The organism is Thermodesulfobacteriota bacterium, assembly GCA_034189135.1.
Lineage (GTDB): Bacteria > Desulfobacterota > Desulfobacteria > Desulfobacterales > JAUWMJ01 > JAUWMJ01.
This window is the reverse complement of the sequence record JAXHVO010000107.1, coordinates 1-21,405: the sequence shown is the minus strand read 5'-3', so window position 1 is coordinate 21,405 and position 21,405 is coordinate 1. Positions and strand designations below refer to the sequence as shown.

Sequence of the window (21,405 nt, the reverse complement as noted above, 5' to 3'; positions counted from 1 at the left end):
CTTTAAACCTGAAGTGTAAAATGAAATGTGCTTCCTTGGCCTTCTCCTTGGCTGGTGACCCAGATTTGCCCGCCGTGGATCAACACCAGTTTTTTAGTGAGAGAAAGTCCCAATCCGGCGCCGCCGTATTTTCTTCCTGCAGAGCCATCCCCCTGTTCGAAACGATTAAAGATGCGTTCCCTGTCCTCCGGTCTGATGCCGATACCGGTGTCGGCAATGGAAATTTCAATGAAATTTCCATTCACCGGTTTGCTACTGTCTGTTGGGGATTTATTTCCTTCATTTTTTTCTTTAGAATCGGCCAATTCACCTTGTGAATATAACTTTCCCAGCAGCCGGATTTCGCCACCTTCCGGGGTGAACTTTACCGCATTTGATATGAGATTGTACAGGATTTGTTTCAGCATTTTCTCATCGGCATGGATGATATGGGGAATGTCGTCAAAATCCGTGCTGAATTTTAGGTTCTGTTTCTCCCCTATCTCGCGGAATAGCTCCATGCTTTTGCTGAGGATCTGCTTTAAATGGACTTTAGACGCCCTAAGATCGATGTGGCCCGATTCCACTTCGCTGAAGTCAAGGATATCGTTGATCAAGGAGAGCAAATGTCGGCCGCTCTTAAGAACGTCATCCAGGTATTCTTCCTGCTTGTGATTCAATTCACCCAAAGTTTTATCAACAATTATTTCAGTAAAACCGATGATGTGGGTCAACGGCGTTCTGAGCTCATGGCTCATATTGGCGAGAAACTCCGATTTCAATCGGTCTGATTCACGGGCTTTACTTGCTGCCAACTGCAGCTGGAAGTTTTTTCTCTCCAGTGCTTCAGCCGATTCTTTCAGCTCCAATCTCGATCTTTGCAATTCCACATTCTGTTCCTGGAGTCTCTTTCGACCGATTTTCATCCGACTGGCTGTATAAGCGGATATAAAAGCCAATACGAAAAGCAAGCTGATACTTACCGCAAATACGGTAAGTTGATGATTTAACGGGACATGGTAATCGGGGAAAAAACCAATGCTCGGAATGATACCGAAGTATTCCAGGACCAGTATCGAACTTAATGCCAAGGCCGTAAAAGTGGTTACGATAAACGGCATCCTGGGTGGTCCAACCGCACCCACATAGGCAATCACTGCGCCAAAGATGGGAATAAGGAAAAAGGCTTCAATTCCTCCTATAAAATAGACCGCCGCCGTGTAACCGATAATTTCCAGGAAGTTGATGGACAAGGAGTATAATTCAAACAGCCTTGTTCGGCGAATGTGTTTAAGCCCCCACAGAGTGGGGGGGTTGATCAGAATGAGGTATAGAATTGAGATGGTGACGCCATACAATTGATCCTGACTGATGACCTCTAAATAAAAACCTATTAAGGCGGACAGATACATATACAGACTGGCACATGATCTGACCATGGCTCCCTGATAGTGCCTTTTGTAAAGCCGTGAAAATCTTTCAGTATTCAGATATTCCTGATCGTCTATGTTTTTATCGGGCATTCTCCCGTCTCCTGCAAGCCGGTCTGGTAAAATATGGTCTGCTCTCCTGTTTTATGGGCACTAATTATTTAAGCGATGCAGCGATTGGCTGAGCATTAGAATTATCATCAACCATATAGATTCTGTCCTTGCCACCGTTTTTGGCACCGTAGAGTGCGGTATCCGCCCCTTGAATCAAGTCGGTTGAGGTCAGTGCGTTTTCCGGGTATACGGCAATTCCCATGCTGACGGTAAGGCTTGCGGGTGGAAAATTATTCACCATAAAGGAGTGGTTTTTGATAAGGCTTTTGATTCTCCGGGCCATATTAATCGCTCCCTTTAGATCCGTATAGGGCATCACAATGGCAAACTCCTCTCCTCCATAACGAACGCCCAGATCTATCTCCCTGATATCCTCACGAATAAGCCTTCCCAACTGTTTCAGTATTTCATCTCCTGCCAGATGCCCCATACTGTCGTTAAAATGTTTGAAATCATCAATATCCATCATGATGAGGGCCACGGGGTGATGATGTCTTTCTGATCGCTTAATTTCATTCTCCAGAAAATAGTGAAAATAAGCATAGTTATAGAGTCCCGTCAGTCTGTCGGTAATGGCGGAATGAACGGCCGATTCATAGCCGGTTTTGAGTTTATCGAGATAAGCCTTTTTTTTGATCAGCGCGTTGATGCGCGCCCGAAACTCGTGCATGTTAATCGGTTTTACCAGATAATCATCCACACCCAGTTTCAGGCCTTTCACTTTGCTTTCCATGTCTTTTAAGTTGGTCACCGCAACTATCTGAATATTACTTGTACTTTCGTTGCCCTTCAGCTCTCGGGAAACATCAAACCCATCCACGCCCGGCAGCAGGATATCGAGGATAATCAGGTCAATCTTTTCCTGTTGTGCGCAGGACAGGGCCTCCTCTCCGGTTTGAACCACTTTCATCCTGTACGGCTGTCCATAAAGCTGCATCTGAATCAGCTGTGCGTCTTTTTCATCATCCTCAACCAGTAGCAGGGAGGGTAAATCAATCCTGTTGTCCGGCGATGTATCCCCTTCAAATGGACGGGTCAGAAGCTCTTGGGAACCCTGGTGCATCTTCAGTTGATCCTGATACTGTTTGAGCCGCAGCAGAGACTGAACCCTTGCCAAAAGCTCCGCCGTGTTGACAGGCTTATTGAGAAATTCATCCGCACCCGATTCCAGCCCTTTTATCTTGTTGTTGGATCCATCAAGGGCGGTGATTAGTATGATGGGAATGTTTCTGGTCGCAGGGTCATTCTTTATTTGTTCCGTTACCTCATATCCGTTCATTCCCGGCATCATAATATCCAGCAATATGAGATCCGGTGAATCCGATTCTACCTTTTCCAGGGCTTCCTCCCCGCTGAAGGCCGATATGGTTTGATACTGTTCAGAGAGTAGCTTTGCCTTTATAAGTTTTACATTCAAAGGTTCATCATCCACAATCAGGATCTTTCCCTTGGGTCGCATGGTTCAGTCCTCACTATAAAAAGTAATTATATCTAAAAATAATAAATTTCATTGTTGATGCAATGAGCGTTCACTGTTGGAAAAACTTGATTCTTCATGTTTCCTGACTATCTTTCATATTTTCCATGATGTTGACCCTGTCGCTTGAGTCCAGAAGTTGGTCAATCGTTTTCAGTAGATCCTGGAAGCGGAACGGTTTGGTAACATAGCCGTCGCAGCCTGCTTCCAGAGCCTTTTCCCGGTCATCGGGCATGGCCAGAGCGGTGAGAGCCACAATGGGTAACTGTTTCAAATTCTTGTCACTCTTGATGATCTTGGTCGCACTGAAGCCATCCATTTTGGGAAGATGAATATCCATGAGAATGAGGTCCGGTTTATGCCGGCGGGCCATTTCAATGCCTGTTTCCGCATCCAGCGCCTCAATGGCCTTATAATTTCCCACCCGTAATATCTCTTTCACCAGTTTCTGGTTTAATTCGTCATCCTCGATAACCAATACCACCTTTTCGTTCATGACGTTTTTCCTCGCTAAACTCATTATCGACCTTCAAAACCATGGTTTCGATTTATTTTATCAAAGGTATCCTTCCTGTGCTTTTAAAGGAATAGTGACTCTAAAAGTGCTTCCACTTCCCTGACCATCGCTTTCGGCCCAAATTCTGCCACCATGCAGTTTCACCAGGTTTTTAGTCAGCGACAGACCCAGTCCGGTGCCTTGAAATCTTCGGCTTGCCGAGCTCTCCACCTGCTCGAAGGGGCTAAAGATGCGCTTGAGATCTTTGTGCTTTATTCCAATACCGGTGTCGGTCACGGAAATTTGTATAAATTTTTGTGACGCTTTCGACTCATTGCTTAGGGTTTTTGGTTTTTGATCGGAAGCCTTGGTGGTACTGTTTTCAGCTAAAGGGAATGAACCATCAATTAAATCCGCTGTGATGCGGATTTCTCCACCGTCCGGGGTGAATTTCACCGCATTGGACAGCAGGTTGTACAAAATCTGCTTGAGTTTGCGTTCATCCGCCGTTATGGTCTCCGGAATGCCGTCAATATGCTTTGACAGTCGTATGCCATGCTTCAACGCCTTTTCCTTGATCATGATCAGGCTGTTGTCCAGCAGCATCTTTAGGTTACAATTGGAAGGTTCCAGCTCTAATTTGCCTGCCTCCACCTTGGAAAGGTCCAAAATGTCGTTGATCAGGGAGAGTAGATGCTTGCTGCTGGACAGCACGTCGTTGAGATATTCTTCCTGGATATCGTTTAACTCCCCAAAATTTTTATCCACCACCAGTTCGGTAAAACCGATGATGTGATTCAACGGTGTTCTAAGTTCATGACTCATATTGGCCAAAAATAGGCTTTTGGCCTCATTTGCCGCTTCTGCCGCCTGCTTGTCTCGCTGAAGGGCTTCCGCCTTTTTTCTCTCTTCAATATTTCGAGTGACGCCAAGAATTCGGTTCGGTCGGTCCTGCTCGTCGTGCAAAATGCTCGCGGTTACCTCGGCCATGACCGTGGATCCGTCTTTTCGCAGGAGTTCCACCTCCAATGTCCTTGACCGAGACAGATCGAAATCTGAAGATTGCGCCAATTCTAGCTCTTCTATAATGATACCGGCGACGCGCTCTCGAAAAGGCACCGTGATGATCTGATCCATGGAGATTTGTCGCCCCTCTTCCGGTGTGTAGTATAGAAGCTCGTTAATGGAGGGGCTGACATAGGTAAAGGCCTCTTTTTCCAAGTCCCAGATCCAAATATTGTCCTTTACATTTTCTGCCAGAAGCCGGTATTTTTCTTCTGATTCCTTCAATGCTGCGTTTGTCTTTTTCAGGGATTTCTGCTGTTTTTCCGACAAAAAGAAGGCACGGGAGAACCGCATGGAGAGCAGGAATGACTGAGAAAAAATGAATAGGAACAGGCCGGCTCCGATGAACTGCCCGGTCTGGATCAGGACATGATCGTAGAACACATCGTTCACCACCGTAAGGAAAAAAAGAAAAAAGCCCAGAAGAAAGACAACGGCTCCCTCTCTTTTTTTTCTTACAGCGGCAAAGATGACGTAAAGGGAATAGATACCGCCAAGGAGTGTGATCACATGAAAGACCGGTATAAAACGGGTGTAAAGGTCGGACGGTGTAACAAGCACGATGCCCAGAAGGACGGAGAAGATCGCCATGAATGCCCGGAGGAGTTTCTTGCTAAACTCCACGGGAAAAAGGGAATGAAGAAACAAGAGGAACAAGGGCACACTCACAAAAGAGGTTAGATTGGTCAGTCTCACCCTCAAAAACCAGCTGCTGGAAGGGAAGATATGGGCAAAAAATCGCTCTCCTGATAACAGGGTGTAGATGGTGATCGATAGGCAAAAGAGACCGAAAAAGAGAGATGCTCTGTCTTTTCTGCGCAAGCCGAAAATTCCGAGGTGATAGAGTCCGATAATAAATATGCTTCCGCAGACAAAGAGTTCTGCAGCCAGATTGAGTTCTTTTGATTTAAGGATATCTTTTGCCAAACCCAACTGGATAACCGTGCCGGGCCCGCCCTTTCTGTGGCGAAAGTTGGAGACCTGTAAGATGATCTCCACATGATCGCTGTCAGGTTTGAAAACTGTCACCTGGGGCGCCCATTCAGGTTTTGAAAGTTTCCGTGACAGCCCGACTGTTCCTGCTGATCCAAGCTTACGCCCATTGACGAACAGCGAAAAGGCACTCCCGATTGTCCTGAGCCTCAGGGCTAAGGGTTCGAACTGCTTTTTTATCAACACATCAAGACGATAGGTCCCGCAACCGGTTCCGGACAGTTTTTGCCCGTTCATTTCAAGTCCGTTCCACGCCTTGGGCAGCTTGATATACCCACCCCCGGTCTTTTGACTCTTTTCTTTAAAATCCCCCGGGCCCAACAGCCTGTTCCAGTGAAATTCCCAATATCCGGAAAGTTGAACAGGTCCATTTTGTGAAAAGTCCCAAGCTCTAAGATCCATTTGACCCTTAACCACTTTAGGAACAGGTGTCCTGGGCGTTCCGGTGCACAAAGCGTCAGAGGAAAGCCAGATCAACACTGCGAAGAGTACCAATATTATTAAAATCGGTTTTTTCATGAAATACCCATTAAAATTTGACCCACCTGCTCTTTTTCCGGGTTTTATTAGATGGGGATCACCAAGCGAAAAGTACTTCCTTTTCCCTCTCCCTCACTCTCCACCCAGATTTTTCCACTATGAAACTCTACCAATTTTTTGGTCAGTGCCAAACCCAGTCCGGTGCCCTGAAACCTACGGTTTGTAGAACTTTCTACCTGTTCAAATGGCTTAAAGATGCGTTTGATATCTTCGCGTTTTATACCGATGCCGGTGTCCATCACGGAAATTTGTATGAATTCTTGCAAAGCTTCCGATTCATTGCTTCGGGTTCTTGGTTTTTGATCAGAAGTCCTGTGGGTACTGTCTTCAGCTAAAGGGAATGAACCATCAGCTAAATCCGCTGTAATGCGGATTTCCCCGCCGTCCGGAGTAAATTTCACCGCGTTGGACAGCAGGTTGTACATAATCTGCTTGAGTTTGCGTTCATCCGCCGTTATGGTCTGTGGAATGCCGTCAATATGCTTTGACAGGCGTATGCCATGTTTCAACGCCTTTTCCTTGATCATGATCAGGCTGTTTTCCAGCAGCACCTTTAGGTTACAATTGGAAGGTTGCAGCTCCAGTTTGCCTGCCTCCACCTTGGAAAGGTCCAAAATGTCGTTGATCAGGGAGAGCAGATGCTTACTGCTGGACAGCACGTCGTTGAGATATTCTTCCTGGATATCGTTTAGCTCCCCAAAATTTTTATCCACCACCAGCTCGGTAAAACCGAGGATGTGATTCAGCGGCGTTCTGAGTTCGTGGCTCATGTTGGCCAGAAATTCGCTCTTGGCGAGGTTGGCTTTCTTCGCTGTTTCAATGGCCTGTTTTAATTCTTCCTCTACCCGTTTCTGTTCAATCCAAAGATCGTCAAGCTCCCATTTGATTAGCTTTATGGCATCGAAAACAGGACCAAAAGGGTGGGAATGGTCTTTCCTCGCCTCTTCATTAATGCCGCCAGTCTCCCAGTCGACTTCTCCTATAAATTTAAGCAAATCATCAACATAATGCTGGGTCTGATCAGATGTAAAGGGCTTCCCGGCTGGATCTCGGTCATTCATAAAAGGCTTTGGAACTATATTTATGGATTTTTCTTTATCTATGAGATCCAAAGCGCTCTTTAAATCCTTTACCACCTTGACCTTGAAGGGCATAAGGGGTCTGGCTATATTGATCCCTGCATTCAACCATCTGTTTACTCCGTAAAAAATGAACATGTTGAAAGGATACTTTTTATGCAGGTCCAATATGGTCTGAACATACTGTTTGCGAGTGCTCTGGCTGATCCCATCGGATTCCTCTAGCCCCAGGACCAAAGAGTATGGGCTTTCTGATAAACCCGTCGACCTTATGACCTCCTCGCGCAATTTTATAGACGGGCCGATATGCTCTTTTTCATAGCGGCCGGTGGTTATTCCATGGAGGACACAACCGTTGATGACCTCATATCGTACTGAAAAATTTTCAGCTTGATAGCACCAGCCAGGCTGAGAAGCTATCTTATGAGGCGATACGTTCCTGTCACAGATATTGAGGAGGGAAAAGTCGGTGTTGGTAGGAGAATTTTCTATGTGAGTTTGGCTGGTTGATAATATTTCTTGAGCGCGTTTAACCGCATCCGTGTAATTATCAACTATCTCCACCTTGAATTTTACAATATTGAATCTCTTTCCTATTTTTACACCTATCTTGAAAAATGTGGACAACTTATAGAAAATCAAACCCGCAAGTCGTTGGCGATTTTTAATATAGTTGACATAACAGGCACGGGCATTCCGTGAAGTACCTTTAAGGTCGGACCAGTCTTCTAACCGGATATAGGGTTGTTCTTGGGGCAAAGCTTTAGCCAGCACCTCTTTGTTTAACAGTATTGCGTGTTCAAGATCATGCAATGTTGCGTATCCTGAAGCCCTCAGCAAAAGGATGCTATAATCCAGGATGCTGAATGTCACCCTGTAGTCCCTGCCGAAACTGACATCAGTCCATTCAGGCCTGCTAAAGATGGATAGCCCGGTCACAGGGCATTGGCCGGTGGCTATTGGCCCACAGGCTTTTTTCATTTCATTTCCTGTTTCAAATTTCAAGTTTTTCTCCACTTCTAAGAAGACGAGATTTCAGTTTCACTCCGGCAAGTTTCCGGTTTTAAAATGAAACCGGTATCACAAACCGAAAAGCAGATCCCTTACCTTCCCCCTCGCTCTCCACCCAGATTTTTCCGTTATGGAGCTCTACCAGCCTTTTGCTCAGTGACAACCCCAGGCCCGTTCCCTGAAATCCGCGGCTGGCTGAACTATCTACCTGGTCAAAAGGATTGAATATATGCTCCTGATTTTCAGGCTTTATCCCAATTCCAGTATCAGAAACGGAGATTTGCAGGCAATTTCTATATTCTCTATCATGAACACGCTTTTCTTTAGCCAGAACCTTTATTATTTGGCATCTTTCGGAGTCCCCCCGCCGGCGTCCTTCTCGAATGATACAGTCAATCATTCGTGCGTTCACGACCACCTCCCCTCCGTTCGGTGTGAATTTCACCGCATTGGACAGCAGATTGTACAAAATCTGTTTCAATTTTCGCTCATCCGCAGTTATAACCTCTGGGATATCTTTTATTTCCGTTGACAGTTTTATACCGTGCTTCATGGCCTTTTCCTTTACCATGATGAGGCTGCCCTCTAAAAGGTCGTGCAATTGGACACCAGTGGGCTCAAAAGCCAACTTACCAGCCTCTACCTTGGAGAGATCCAGGATGTCGTTAATCAGGGAGAGGAGATGCATACTGCTGTGGTGAACATCGTTTAAGTACTCTTCCTGCATCTCATTCAAGTCTCCAAAGGTTTTATCCATAACCAACTCGGTAAAGCCTATGATATGATTCAAAGGTGTCCGGAGCTCATGGCTCATGTTGGCTAAGAATTCACTCTTGGCCTGGTTTGCCTTTTCTGCCATTTCCTTTGCTTTTAAGGTTTCCTCTTGTGCCGACCTTCTGAATTTTATCTCTTTATTGAGATCTTCATTGGCTCGAGCCAGTTGTTTGGTCCGCTCTGCCACCCTGTTTTCCAGATCTTCACGAGATTTTAATATGATTTGTTCAGCCTCTTTCTGCGCGGTGATGTCCCGAATAACCGTGCAAAGCATCTTACCGTCATGCCGGTTATAAAAACCGTGGCTGATCTCCACTGGGAAAATGGTATCATCCATCTTCCGGTGCATTTCTTTGACAGTAGGCAACGATTCGGTTCCACTGGCTATGGATTCGATGTGCCGGATGGTCTTTGCCGGTTCGGCGGAGATTTCAAGAATATTCAGCCCGACCATTTTTCGATGATCACACCTGTAAAGGGATAGAGCAGAAGGATTGGCTTCGACCACTTTCCTGGTCTTCAAGTCTACGATAATGATGGCGTCCGCTTCGGAAAAGAAAAGTTGGCGATAGTTTTCTTCACTCTGTTTGAGTGCCAGCTCTGCGTTTTTACGCATGGTAATGTCTCTGACGATTCCTCTGAAACCGATGGGATGACCTGCTGAATCCTTTATGCAGGATACGGATGCTTCGAGATTTCTTTTAGATCCGTCTTTTTGTGCAATTTCCCAGTCAATACTTTCGAGCGGCAGGCCGGTTTTATAAACCATGTTAAAAACCCCATAGAGCTTTGCAGCATTCTTCTGATCCATGTATTCCCGGTTGTTCATTCCGATTAATGTATCTTTAGAGTACCCGAGTATCCTGGCCATGGAGTCATTGACAAAGGTGAAGCTGCCTTTTAAATCAACCTCATAGTATCCATCCTGGATGCTTTGCAGAATGGTTTGGTATCTCTCTTTGGAAAGTTTGAGCTCCTGTTCGATCTTATCGCGTTCCCGGAAAAAATCATCCAACTCTCTTTTAATGAAAGCGATGCCGTCGAAAACAGGTTTGAAAGGATGTGAAGCATCTATTATTTTGGCAAACTCCACTCCTTCCTGCTCCCAGTTTATGCTTCCGATGCAATGAATGAGGTCGTTTACATACCGTCTAACATCCTCGGCATGCTGACCGCTTGCCAGTTTCTCCTGCTGATTTGCAATCGAAGGATTTAAGGAGAATGGAGGATTTGATTCCCCGATTATCCTCATTGCGGCATTAAAATCTCTGACTGCGGCCGCTTTGAAAGGTAAAAAGGGGCGGGCCAGGTTCAGCGCCGTTTTTGTGAACCAATTTACTCCATAAAAAATATACCAATCAAACGGTTTTTCTTTATAGGCGTCTCGAATAGAGGCCATCAGCAGCCTGCGTGCCTTGCGGCTTCCACCCTTTATGCCGCTCACATCGGATATGATAGAGTAAGCCCCATCCGGTAAATGGATGGAGTCGATGACCTTTGTTCTCAACTGATGAAGAGGTTCCACATGCTCTTCTCGCAGAAAACCTTCAGCTACGGTGTGAATGATATTTTCCCCAAGGATTTCAAATCGAATAGAAAAACCGTCCAGATGAAGATTCCAGTCCGTCCTTTCAATACTATGTTTTCGGGCACTTCTTGCAGAAAAAGATCCGGCAACTGGGTGCCGGCTTTGGAAAGTTTGGTTCGTCGAGAGATTGCCGATCTCTTTCTCCTTATCGAGAGCAATCTTTATCGCATCCTCGTAGTCGTCGGCAACCTGGATATCGTATTTAATTTTCGTTATTCGTTTAACCAGTTTGATGCTCATGTTAACCAGCGGCTTGGCCCCGAAGAAAATCAGAGACGAAATACGACCCTGCTTTTTCAGATAACCCATGTAATGCTTTCGTGCAGCGATGGATGCCCCGGTGAATTTTGAATAATCTGCCACATGAATGTAGGGCTCTTCTTCCGCCAGGATTTCATCCAGCACCTGGTTGACGATTTTCATGGATATTTCGCTATCTTTCCGACTGCAATAGCCCCTTGACCGGGTAAACAGGATGTGTTTTCCGATCACAGATATGGTCAGGCTGAATTCTTTTCCTATAGGGATATTTTTCCACTCGGGTCTTTGGAAAATGCGCAGCCCGGTGACCGGGCAAGAAGATGCTGTTTCTGAAGTTGAATTAAAATCTTTTTCCATCTTTGCTCGTTAGGTAAAATTTTTTGTCTGCTGTGTAACCGGCAAAGCATAGCTGGGTTGTATTCCTTTAGCAGGGTTTGATCCAGTTTATAATTTTCTGCATTATCCATGCCAGCCATTATGATTTTTGAAGAAAAGTCTATCAATACAATGATATCGGCAGATATTGACCGATACTTAAATAATAGTCGGACTTTCGACGGATGGAATATAGAATGATGGAAAATCGGAAAGGGTCATAAACCGTCAAGTTATTGACATTTTTGCACAAAGAAATGACGATTTACATCTCGAAAAACAATAAATATGACCACATGATGCCAGGGTCAGATTGGAATATAAGGCAACCCAACCAAGGCATGCTCTAAGTGTCCCTTTTATCGTCCGAATGTTTCAATTAGAAAGATGGATAACACCATGAAGGACATTTCATCTCGGTTTTTTCATGTTTCGGTAAATACCGGTTAGTCAACTTTGAAAAAGGCCTTCGCCTTGGCTTTACAGACCGGACACTCATGCGGAGGTTCGTTTTCGCAGGTATACCCGCACACGGAGCAAACATAATAACATTCGACCTCTTGAGGGTGATCCAGGCTGTCCAGGGTTTTTTGATAAAGATCCGCATGGACCTTTTCAACCGCATTGGCGTAGGTAAATGACCGCTCTGCTTTCTTGTATCCCTCTTGTTTGGCTGTTTGAATCATGGCAGGGTACATCTCTTTGAATTCATGCGTTTCACCGGCGATGGCTTCTTTGAGGTTTTCCGCAGTGCTCTTTATTTCCCCGAGTGCCCGGAGATGGGCATGGGCATGCACTGTCTCAGCCTTGGCGGCTGCCCTGAACAGTTTTGCAGCCTGAGATTTACCTTCCTTGTCCGCCTGCTTGGCAAAGGCGAGGTATTTTCGATTGGCCTGGGACTCCCCGGCAAATGCCTCTAAAAGATTCTGTTCTGTCTTGTTCATTATCATTCTCCTTTCCTTTATATTAAAATATGGTTCTCCTCCAATTTCGTTGGAGAAGAGGGTTCGAGGATTTCAGCATTCAAGGGGTCGTCTATTTTGTATCAATTATATCAAAGTGATAGCATCCTTATTTCCCCTTTTTAATAGCAATTCAATCTAATCACAAAGCAATCGAGAGGGGATGGTTTTACAAATCCAGGCGATCGCTTTTCCTTTGTTGGGGATGGTTTTTTAACTGCTTTAGTCTGCGGATTTTTTTGCGGCGATCAGGGGTATGAGTGCCTTTGGGAGGGGTATATTCTTTGGATCGCCTTTCGTACATTTGTAATTTAGGGTCGGAAGTTTCATTAAATTTCTTGCCAAGGTATTCCCTGATCGCTTCTTTATGGCGTTCAATCAAATAGTTGATCCGGACTTCCATTTTTTGACATACTTCACAGAGCTCCTCTTTATCATTGAGGAGGGGGGCGTTACAGAGCTTACAGAATACTTCATTCATTTCTATCCTCCTTTCTTTGAATCCAAGATTTTATTTACTTTCATTGAAAGCTCCTCCATATTAAAGGGCTTTTGAATAAAGCCATTGCAGCCCCGACCCAGTATTTCCGTGGCCTGACCGTCAATACTGTAGCCGCTGGAAAGAAGTACTTTCACTTGGGGGTTGATTTTCTTCAATTTGTCATAGACTTCACCGCCACTCATTTTCGGCATAATCAAATCCAGGATGACCAAGTCAATCTCAACGCTGTTGGCTTGATATGCTGCAATCGCTTTGTTACCGCTGACGGCTTTAAGCACTCCATAACCTAATTTTTCAAGCATATCAGTGCTGACATCCATGATAATTTCCTCATCGTCAACCAGCAAAATCATACCCTTTCCCGGTTTAACCCGGGCAGGGCCCTCGTCGGAGATGTGGGTATGACTATCCGTTTTATCCAATGCCGGAAAATAAAGATAAAAGGTCGTCCCGACACCTTGCTCGGATTCGACATCGATGTATCCGCCATGGGCTTTAATGATGCCATATACTGATGCCAAGCCTAAACCCGTACCTCTGCCCAATCCCTTTGTGGTAAAAAAAGGATCAAAAATGCGTTCCAGCGTTTTGGTATCCATGCCTTCACCGGTATCGGTCACCTGCAGCATCACATAATTGGCTGCTGCAGGCTTGTATGGCTTATTCACCATATCATTCCGGCTAACGTTCATGGTCTTAAGAGAAAGGTCGCCTTTCCCTGGCATGGCATCGGCAGCATTAATAAATAGGTTGAAAAGAACCTGTTCTATCTGGGTTCTGTCCGCCTCGATCTCATGCAGGTCTGATACAGGCCGAAGGTTAATCGTAATCTCTTTTCGGGTACGACCAAATGTTTCAGCACTAGCTGCTACGATCTGGTTCAAAGCAAGGCGTCTGACTTCATATTTTCCCTTTCTGGCATAACCGAGCAGCTGACTGGTCAGCCTGGCTCCGCTTTTAATACTTTCTTCTATATTTTTCAGTTTTTTATAGTGTGGAAATGAACGGTCAATATCAAAAAGCAGCAGCGAAATGTTTCCCTGGATTCCCATCATTAGGTTGTTAAAATCATGCGCAATACCGCCTGCAAGAGTTCCAATCGACTCCATCCTTTGGGCATACTGCAATTGGGCTTCGAGTTTTTTCCTTTCGGTAACGTCAATCAGGCTTCCTTCATAGTAAAGTATACCACCGTCAGCGTTCCGGACAATTCGAGAAAAATTTTCCACCCAAATGACCGTTCCATTGTACTGGCGCATCTGAATTTCAAAACCCTCGCTGCTTTGTTGAGTTTCAATTTGCATTTTCCACCGATTTCGGTCTTCCGGGTGGACATATAAATCCTGTGCATTACGACCTAAAAAAGTTTGACGATCAGGATACCCGAGAATTTTAACTAGGGTCGGATTTGAATCGAGAATATTGCCATCCGGTGTCGTGCGATAGAGCCCTACGGGAACACCGTCGAATAGGCTCCGGTAATGTTCTTCACTCTGTTTTAAAGCCTTCTGGGTTAGCTTGAGTTCGGCAAGGCGCTGTTCAAGACGAAAGAAAAGATTTCTGAGTTGAGTCTGCATATTGTTAAATGCTTTGGCCAGTTCGCCTATCTCGTCCTTGCGTTGAAGCAGAACAACATATTCACCCGCTTCCCACTTGCCTTTTCCAAGGTTTTTTGCTGCGCGGGCAAGTTGTTCAATGGGAAGGATGTAGCGAAGACCTGAACGACGGCCTAACAGGTAGACACAGGTAAAGATAAACAGGAGAAAAACAGCTAAGGCAAGCGAAATAATAACTCCCTGGCGGAAAATAAAATTCTGATAGTGAGCCCTGATTTTATTGGCTTTGTCTTTCATTGAAGCAATCGGGGTGGAAAACTCATCGATATAAGTTGTGGCTGCAATCATCAGCGTTTGACCGGAGAAAGCTTCATGGACCGGGGTCATGGTCATGTATTTACGTCTTAGGGTTTGATCTGCCTCAAGCCAATCATAGTATCCTGAAACTTCCTTACCCGAAAGTGTCGGTTCAAAGATGGCCCACCATGAAGGTAGTTTCTCGGCCAGTAATTGCATGTCAAAGTCAATGAAACTTGGATTCGGGTGAATCCGCATAATACCGGTACCTGACTCATACAGACAGGTATAGCCGGTCTCGCCGACTTTTTGCATGGTAAAGTTTTTAAAATACTGACTTTTCTGGAGCGCTTTCATGGTGAGTCCCGGGTTGGCGTTGAGAAATATTGCGGTTTGTTTCGCGACATCCCTGGCTTTAGCCCGGATAATTTTTTGACCCAACAGTTCCAGCTCTTTTTCGGCATTTTCATTCAGATCATCAATTGATCTTCGAATCAGGTCAGAGGTGTGATTTTCTATCAGAAAGGCTCCGCTCACTGTAAAGGCCAGAAGGAGTAAAACCGGTATCAGCGATACAAATAAGTAATCTTTGGTGAATCGTTTGGCCAGTGATTGAGTGACTTGATCGACACGCTTCATTAGATCCTCCGTCAAGGTTACCTTTTACGCGAGTCCCAAGTTATTTTATCACTTTCCATGCTGCCATGCAATTTATTTGTTCGGCCGTCAACATGTTAAGTTTTAAGAGATACCGGAGGTTTTACCGGGATGTTAACGGTTGATAGGCGAATAATTGTTTTCGGCCCATTCAGTTCATCCTGTTTACCATCGCTTTGGCAAATTCAGAACACTTTACCTGGGTGGCACCTTTAATCTGCCGCGCCAGATCGTAAGTGACGATTCTATCTTTTATGGTGGTTTTAAGTGCTGTTTCCACTAAATCGGCAGCCTCTGCCCATCCCATATGGCGCAGCATCATTGCTCCTGAGAGGATTAAGGAGCCGGGGTTGACCACATCCTTACCGGCATATTTCGGTGCGGTTCCGTGGGTGGCTTCAAAGACGGCGCAGGTGTCGCCGATATTGGCACCCGGAGCCATGCCCAGCCCCCCCACCTGCGCTGCCAGGGCATCAGACAGATAGTCACCGTTTAAGTTCGGAGTGGCAATCACCTGATATTCTTCGGGACGCAAAAGCACCTGCTGAAAGAGCATATCGGCAATCCGGTCTTTGATGATCACTTTTCCCTCCGGCCGGATGCCATTATACTGTTGAAAAAGTTCTGTTTCCGTTAAAGTCCTATCGGCAAATTCATCTCTTGCCACCTCGTAGCCCCATGTGCGGAAAGCGCCTTCGGTAAACTTCATTATATTGCCTTTATGCATCAGGCAAACACTGGGCAAGTTGTTCTCCACAGCGTATAAAACAGCCTGTTTAACCAGCCTTTTGGTTTTGTTTTTGCTGATCGGTTTTATGCCTATGGCGGAATCTTCGGGTAATGAGACATCCATATCAACACGTAAGAATTCCAGTGCATGCCTGGCAGCACTGCCTCCTGCCTCCCATTCAATCCCCGCATACAGGTCTTCGGTGTTTTCTCTGAAAACCACCATGTTCACCTTTTCCGGGTTTTTCATAGGACTGGGAACATGATCAATATATTTCACCGGCCGCACACAGGCATAAAGATCCAGTTTTTGTCTGATGGCCACATTGACACTTCTGATGCCTTTCCCCACCGGGGTGGTCAGAGGTCCTTTGATGGCTATTTGGTGTTGTTCAATGGTATTTAATGTTTGTTTCGGCAGCCATTCGCCGGTTTGTTTGTATCCCTTTTCTCCGGCAAATATTTCCACCCATGAAATCTGCCTTTCTCCTTTGTAGGCAAACTTTACAGCGCTGTCTAAAGCCTGTTTGGCAGCAAACCAGATATCCGGGCCTGTGCCGTCCCCTTCGATAAACGGAATAATGGGAAAACTCGGCACGTTCAATGAACCGTCTGTATGTCTTGTTATCGTTTCTCCCTGTGTCATCTTTAATCCTTTTTTATTACTATTTCCAAACGGGTTATCGCTCATCCATAGGGGTAAAAGTACATTCCTCCGGGCCGCAGTATTCACCAATATAGTCAGATCCCGGGCGGTACAGGGCAGGCTTGGGTGCAGCTTCCGCAAACTGTTCTTCCAGAACATGCGCCGTCCATCCGGCGATCCGGGAAATGGCAAATATCGGCGTAAACAGATCTGTGGGTATCCCCATGGCATAGTACAGTGAAGCGCTGTAAAAATCCACATTCAGAAAGATGTCTATCCCCTTTCGTTGTTTAAACGCCGCCTTACTCTTCTGTTCAAGTTGTTTTGAAATGTCGTACCAGTGCGGCTCACCCATCTTGTTGCACATGGTTTGCGCCATGGGTGCCAGAATCAGCGCCCGGGGATCATCCGTTTTGTAAACCGCATGGCCCAGCCCGAAAATCACCCGGCCGGCGTCAAGCTCCCGGTTGATGTAATCCTGGATTTTTTCAACGGAACCGATGCGTTTTAACATCTCCATGACCCGGACATTTGCACCACCATGCAGTTCACCGGACAGGGATCCGACAGCTGCGGTTACAGCCGCATACATGTGGGCTCGGGTCGAAGCGACTTGCCTGGCGGAAAAAGTCGATGCATTGAAAGAATGCTCTGCATGTAAAACCAGCCCGACATCAAAAAAATGTTCCGCATCGGCACCAGGGATTTTCCCTTTCAGCATGTACAAAAAATTAGCCGCGTGTTCCAGTTCTGCATTTGGCGGTACGATATCCTTTCCGTTACGTATGCGTTCCCATGCGGCGACGATGCCGGGAAATTTTGCAATGAGGCTGATGGCTCTGCCTCGGCATGCCTCCAAAGAAGAATTTCCAATATCCGGATCATGATTGGCGATCAGAGGAATGCTCGCCTGAAGAATATCCATGGGCAATGAATCCGGCGGCCGTGTTTTAAGTGCTTCAATTATTGCAGGAGGAATATCCCTGGCCTGTTTAAGGCGTTTGGTAAAACTTTCCAGTTCTTTTCTATCCGGAAGTTTTTCAAAAAGCAAAAGATGGGCCACTTCTTCAAATGACGTTCGCTCCGCCAAATCCTGAACCAGGTAGCCCCGGTAAATCAGCTTCCCCGCCTGGCCATCCACATCACTTATTTTTGTACTGGCCACGGTGACACCTCGTAAGCCTTTATTGATGATCGAGAGATTGTCATTCATCCGGCACCTCCTTTTTTTCAAACGGTTGTATCAGTGGCGCGCATCACCTTTCTCAATACATACGGTAGAATACCGCCATTTTCAAAATAATTCACATCGATTCCGGTATCCAGCCTTGCGACGGCTTCAAATTCGATTGTAAGGCCGTCTTCTTTAACGGCTTTTACCTGTAACACCTTTCTGGGGGTTATGTTTTCAACCCCTTTAACAAAAAATGATTCATTGCCTTTAAGCCCCAGGCTTTTCCAGCTTTCATTTTTTTTAAATAGCAACGGCAGTACCCCCATCCCCACCAGGTTACTTCTATGGATACGTTCAAGGGACTGAACGATCACCGCTTTTATTCCCAGAAGGCTGGTTCCTTTGGCGGCCCAGTCCCTGGACGAGCCGGTCCCGTACTCCTTTCCCCCCATCACGATCAACGGAATGCCCTGATCCATATAGGACATGGCCGCATCATAGATATGCATTTTCTTCCGGCCGGGAAATTTTATGGTAAAACTGCCCTCTTTGGGGGATACGAGCTCATTTTTTATCCGAATATTGCCAAACGTTCCCCGCATCATGATTTCATGATTGCCTCTCCTGGAACCATACGAGTTAAAATCTTCCTTATCGACGCCATGGTTAATCAGGTATCTTCCGGCAGGATAATCTTGGGGAATGGCTCCGGCCGGGGATATGTGATCGGTGGTAACGGTATCCTTCAGCATAAGAAGTGCCCGGCCGTTCTTTAAATCGGCAGGCTTTCTCAGCCCGGGGGAAAAGTTGTCAAAATAGGGCGGTTTTCTGATATAGGTGGAACGTGTATCCCAGGCGAATGTGGTGCTTCTGGTGATGTCAAGATGCTGCCACAGTCGATCACCGTCAAAAATTTTCGCATATTCCTTTTGATAGAATTCCGATTTTACATGATTTTTTATGAGTAGGGCGATATCTTCCGATGACGGCCACAAATCGTCGAGATAGACCGGGTTGCCCTTTTCATCGAAGGAAACCGGCTCTTTGGTTAAATCAATGTCAATCCTTCCGGCCAGCGCAAAGGCGATCACCAGCATGGGGGAAGCCAGGTAGTTGGCTTTGATACGCTGATGAATTCTCGCCTCAAAATTTCTGTTGCCCGACAGAACAGAGGCAACCGTCAGGTCGTTATCAACGATGAGCTTTTCAATTTCAGGGTGGAGCGGACCGCTGTTTCCGATGCATGTCGTGCATCCAAAACCTGCCACATGGAATCCGAGAGCTTCAAGGGAAATCATGAGGTCTGCATCATTCAGGTAGTCCACCACCACACGGGACCCGGGAGCAAAGGAAGTCTTTACTGCAGGGTTTACCTTTATTCCCCTTTCAACGGCGTTTTTCGCCAGAAGACCGGCACCCAGCATGGCATGCGGGTTGGATGTGTTGGTGCATGAGGTCATAGCGGCGATGACGATGCTGCCGTCACCCAGATTCACCGTTTTTCCGCCGATTTCGATTGTATAGGTTTGGGTACTCACCGGTTTGCAGGTTTTGGATCGCAAGGTCTGGCAGCCGGATTCATCAAAGAATTGAGACATCGGAGCTACGTCCTCATCCGCACCATATTCACACCCGATGATTCCGGCAAAGCTCTTTTTTACCACATCCAGACAAAGCTTTTCCTGCGGCTTTACCGGTCCGGCAATGGATGGGGTGACTGCGGAAAGATCCAGCTCAACCACCTGGGTATATTCCGGTTTTTCCTTCCCGGTATAAAACAAACCCGTTGCCTCGGTATAGCACTGGGTGATTTCCGCCTGTTCTTCCCGGTTTGTTTGGTTCAGATATTCAATTGTTTTATTATCCACCGGGAAAAAACCCAGGGTGGCACCGTATTCCGGCGCCATATTGGCAATGGTTGCCCTGTCCGGAACACTGAGCATCTGCATACCCGGCCCAAAAAACTCCACAAATTTTTCTACCACATTCAGTTTTCTTAAACGTTCAGTTATGGTAAGTACCAGATCAGTGGCGGTTATGCCGGGTTTCAGGTTTCCGGTCATTTTCACTCCAATGACTTCAGGGATAGACATATAATACGGTTGACCCAGCATCACGGCTTCGGCTTCTATTCCGCCGACCCCCCAGCCGATGACACCCAGCCCGTTGATCATGGTCGTGTGGGAATCGGTACCCACCAATGTATCCGGATAAGCCATCGGTTTTTGTCCCTGTTTATCGGTGATGATCACCTGCCCAAGGTATTCAAGATTTACCTGGTGACATATCCCCGAGCCCGGCGGAACCACCTTGAAATTGTCAAAACTCTTCTGCGCCCATTTCAGCAGGCTATATCTTTCATGGTTTCGGGAAAATTCCTTTTCCATATTTTTAAACAGTGCATCCCGGCTGCCGCAATAATCGATCTGTACTGAATGATCGATAATAAGATCGACCGGAACCAGGGGGTTGATTGCACCCGGATCGCCACCCAGGTCTTTTACGGCATCTCGCATAGCCGCCAGGTCGACCACTGCAGGTACACCGGTAAAATCCTGCATCAGTACCCGGGCGGGATGATACGGTATTTCCACCGGTTCTTCATAGGTTCGTTTCCACCCGGCAATATTTTTCAAGTCTTCCCATTGAACAATCCGTCCGTCCAGTTTCCGTAAAAGATTTTCAACCAGAATTCTTATGGAAAAAGGCAACCGTCCGATATCGGCTATTTCTCTTTTCTCGAACATGGTTATATCTGAAACCGTGTATTCGGTTCCCTTAATTTTAATCTGTCTGATAAAGTCTGTTGAATTCATCCTTGACTCCTTTTGGAATTTGTCGTTTGCCGGAAGAAATCATTACATCAAATGGTGTTTTTTAAAATGCTTATTATGTTGATCTTGCTGTTTTTATATTAAACCTTGAAATCCGATATAGCGTCACTGACTTTAAACCATTACCAAAAGAGGTTTATATCGATTTGTCATAAATATGTTTCAACATAAGGAATGGCGCTATACGCGGCAGTAGAAAAACGATTAGATAACTAAATGTTTTTTTACAGCCACCATATCGCTGCAGGCAATGCCCGTTTTTTTGGCTTTGTGGTGCGGCAGCGTTATCTGCCGGTACTTATTCCATCCAAGCAAGGTTCAGGAAAAACGTTGGGAGTTATTAAAGACATCCGTTGTGGGGGCAGGGGCGTCCATATTTGGGTATAATTATGAATGCGTTCCAGGCGTCTACAGCAAACGAAATGCCCCCGGGGTAGTCAAAGGATGTCAGTTTAACTATAGATCAACCCATATATCGGCTTCATTGCCGCAGTGGGAACAAGTACCCGTCCCTTTCACTCTCCTGGCTTTGGTGGGTGCTTTTATTGTCGGGGTGTCGGCGGCCCTCTCTTCGGTACCCTCTTCATCGGGAAGCGAGCAGGTGACCACCATTTCAGCTTCGTTACCGCAATGTTCACATTTACATACCTGTTTTTTACTAATTGTACTCATGCTTTACTCCTTTCCCCAATTTTTTGATAAGGATTTTTTCATTTTTTGTGGTTTTTCGATGCGCGCTAAAAACTATAACCCCAATTGAGCGAAAACTTATGCTGCTTTTTTAAATTCATTTTCGTTTAGAGTAGTACAAATGTTACGATAAAGTAATTCAGTTTCATTGTTCTTTGTCAATTCGATGACTTTTA

The 21,405-nt window shown here is 45.8% G+C and carries 14 protein-coding genes; 1 reads left to right on the top strand and 13 read right to left on the bottom strand.

Going from position 1 to position 21,405, the window contains the following annotated elements; translation table 11 throughout:
- Window positions 1–2: 2 nt before the first annotated feature.
- The 12 genes from SWH54_15885 to acnA form a co-directional block, all read right to left on the bottom strand.
- Complete coding sequence (locus tag SWH54_15885) at window positions 3–1,502, bottom strand: ATP-binding protein (GenBank protein MDY6792743.1); 1,500 nt, start codon at window positions 1,500–1,502, stop codon at window positions 3–5.
- 64 nt (window positions 1,503–1,566) lie between these two features.
- Window positions 1,567–2,982 carry a response regulator gene (locus tag SWH54_15880; protein MDY6792742.1) on the bottom strand — a complete coding sequence of 472 codons (1,416 nt, stop codon included), beginning with the start codon at window positions 2,980–2,982 and terminating at the stop codon, window positions 1,567–1,569.
- 94 nt (window positions 2,983–3,076) lie between these two features.
- Complete coding sequence (locus SWH54_15875; protein ID MDY6792741.1) at window positions 3,077–3,496, bottom strand: response regulator; 420 nt, start codon at window positions 3,494–3,496, stop codon at window positions 3,077–3,079.
- A gap of 60 nt (window positions 3,497–3,556) precedes the next feature.
- A complete protein-coding gene (locus SWH54_15870) occupies window positions 3,557–6,073 on the bottom strand; it encodes a 7TM diverse intracellular signaling domain-containing protein (GenBank protein ID MDY6792740.1) in 2,517 nt (838 codons plus the stop codon).
- Window positions 6,074–6,120: 47 nt separating this feature from the next.
- A complete protein-coding gene (locus tag SWH54_15865) occupies window positions 6,121–8,178 on the bottom strand; it encodes an ATP-binding protein (protein ID MDY6792739.1) in 2,058 nt (685 codons plus the stop codon).
- A gap of 58 nt (window positions 8,179–8,236) precedes the next feature.
- Window positions 8,237–11,164 (bottom strand): PAS domain S-box protein, encoded by a 2,928-nt coding sequence (locus SWH54_15860; protein ID MDY6792738.1) that lies wholly within the window; start codon window positions 11,162–11,164, stop codon window positions 8,237–8,239.
- A 464-nt stretch (window positions 11,165–11,628) separates the two neighbouring features.
- A complete protein-coding gene (locus SWH54_15855; GenBank protein MDY6792737.1) occupies window positions 11,629–12,126 on the bottom strand; it encodes a rubrerythrin family protein in 498 nt (165 codons plus the stop codon).
- Between the two features lie 187 nt (window positions 12,127–12,313).
- On the bottom strand, window positions 12,314–12,625 hold the full coding sequence (locus tag SWH54_15850; GenBank protein ID MDY6792736.1) for a hypothetical protein: 312 nt from the start codon (window positions 12,623–12,625) through the stop codon (window positions 12,314–12,316).
- A gap of 2 nt (window positions 12,626–12,627) precedes the next feature.
- Window positions 12,628–15,138, bottom strand: a complete 2,511-nt coding sequence (locus SWH54_15845; protein ID MDY6792735.1) for a PAS domain S-box protein — start codon at window positions 15,136–15,138, stop codon at window positions 12,628–12,630.
- A 169-nt stretch (window positions 15,139–15,307) separates the two neighbouring features.
- Window positions 15,308–16,531 (bottom strand): isocitrate dehydrogenase (NADP(+)), encoded by a 1,224-nt coding sequence (icd, locus tag SWH54_15840; GenBank protein MDY6792734.1) that lies wholly within the window; start codon window positions 16,529–16,531, stop codon window positions 15,308–15,310.
- Window positions 16,532–16,565: 34 nt separating this feature from the next.
- The gene (locus SWH54_15835; protein ID MDY6792733.1) at window positions 16,566–17,744 is read right to left on the bottom strand and encodes a citrate/2-methylcitrate synthase; all 1,179 of its coding nucleotides are present in this window, start codon (window positions 17,742–17,744) and stop codon (window positions 16,566–16,568) included.
- 17 nt (window positions 17,745–17,761) lie between these two features.
- Window positions 17,762–20,521: an aconitate hydratase AcnA gene (acnA, locus tag SWH54_15830; protein ID MDY6792732.1), complete on the bottom strand. Its 2,760-nt coding sequence runs from the start codon at window positions 20,519–20,521 to the stop codon at window positions 17,762–17,764.
- A gap of 234 nt (window positions 20,522–20,755) precedes the next feature.
- Between acnA and SWH54_15825 the strand changes: the two genes are divergently transcribed.
- Window positions 20,756–20,926, top strand: a complete 171-nt coding sequence (locus tag SWH54_15825) for a hypothetical protein (GenBank protein MDY6792731.1) — start codon at window positions 20,756–20,758, stop codon at window positions 20,924–20,926.
- Window positions 20,927–20,995: 69 nt separating this feature from the next.
- On the opposite strand, the gene SWH54_15820 is transcribed toward SWH54_15825, so the two are convergent.
- Window positions 20,996–21,211, bottom strand: coding sequence for a hypothetical protein (locus tag SWH54_15820; protein ID MDY6792730.1), 216 nt, complete (start codon window positions 21,209–21,211; stop codon window positions 20,996–20,998).
- Between the last annotated feature and the right edge of the window lie 194 nt (window positions 21,212–21,405).

What these genes read in the sequence shown, in the direction of transcription:
- SWH54_15885 (MDY6792743.1), bottom strand. Translation starts at nt 1,502, where the DNA reads ATGCCCGATAAAAACATAGACGATCAGGAATATCTGAATACTGAAAGA.
- SWH54_15880 (MDY6792742.1), bottom strand. Translation starts at nt 2,982, where the DNA reads ATGCGACCCAAGGGAAAGATCCTGATTGTGGATGATGAACCTTTGAAT.
- SWH54_15875 (MDY6792741.1), bottom strand. Translation starts at nt 3,496, where the DNA reads ATGAACGAAAAGGTGGTATTGGTTATCGAGGATGACGAATTAAACCAG.
- SWH54_15870 (MDY6792740.1), bottom strand. Translation starts at nt 6,073, where the DNA reads ATGAAAAAACCGATTTTAATAATATTGGTACTCTTCGCAGTGTTGATC.
- SWH54_15860 (MDY6792738.1), bottom strand. Translation starts at nt 11,164, where the DNA reads ATGGAAAAAGATTTTAATTCAACTTCAGAAACAGCATCTTCTTGCCCG.
- SWH54_15855 (MDY6792737.1), bottom strand. Translation starts at nt 12,126, where the DNA reads ATGAACAAGACAGAACAGAATCTTTTAGAGGCATTTGCCGGGGAGTCC.
- SWH54_15850 (MDY6792736.1), bottom strand. Translation starts at nt 12,625, where the DNA reads ATGAATGAAGTATTCTGTAAGCTCTGTAACGCCCCCCTCCTCAATGAT.
- SWH54_15845 (MDY6792735.1), bottom strand. Translation starts at nt 15,138, where the DNA reads ATGAAGCGTGTCGATCAAGTCACTCAATCACTGGCCAAACGATTCACC.
- icd (MDY6792734.1), bottom strand. Translation starts at nt 16,531, where the DNA reads ATGACACAGGGAGAAACGATAACAAGACATACAGACGGTTCATTGAAC.
- SWH54_15835 (MDY6792733.1), bottom strand. Translation starts at nt 17,744, where the DNA reads ATGAATGACAATCTCTCGATCATCAATAAAGGCTTACGAGGTGTCACC.
- acnA (MDY6792732.1), bottom strand. Translation starts at nt 20,521, where the DNA reads ATGAATTCAACAGACTTTATCAGACAGATTAAAATTAAGGGAACCGAA.
- SWH54_15825 (MDY6792731.1), top strand. Translation starts at nt 20,756, where the DNA reads ATGTTTTTTTACAGCCACCATATCGCTGCAGGCAATGCCCGTTTTTTT.
- SWH54_15820 (MDY6792730.1), bottom strand. Translation starts at nt 21,211, where the DNA reads ATGAGTACAATTAGTAAAAAACAGGTATGTAAATGTGAACATTGCGGT.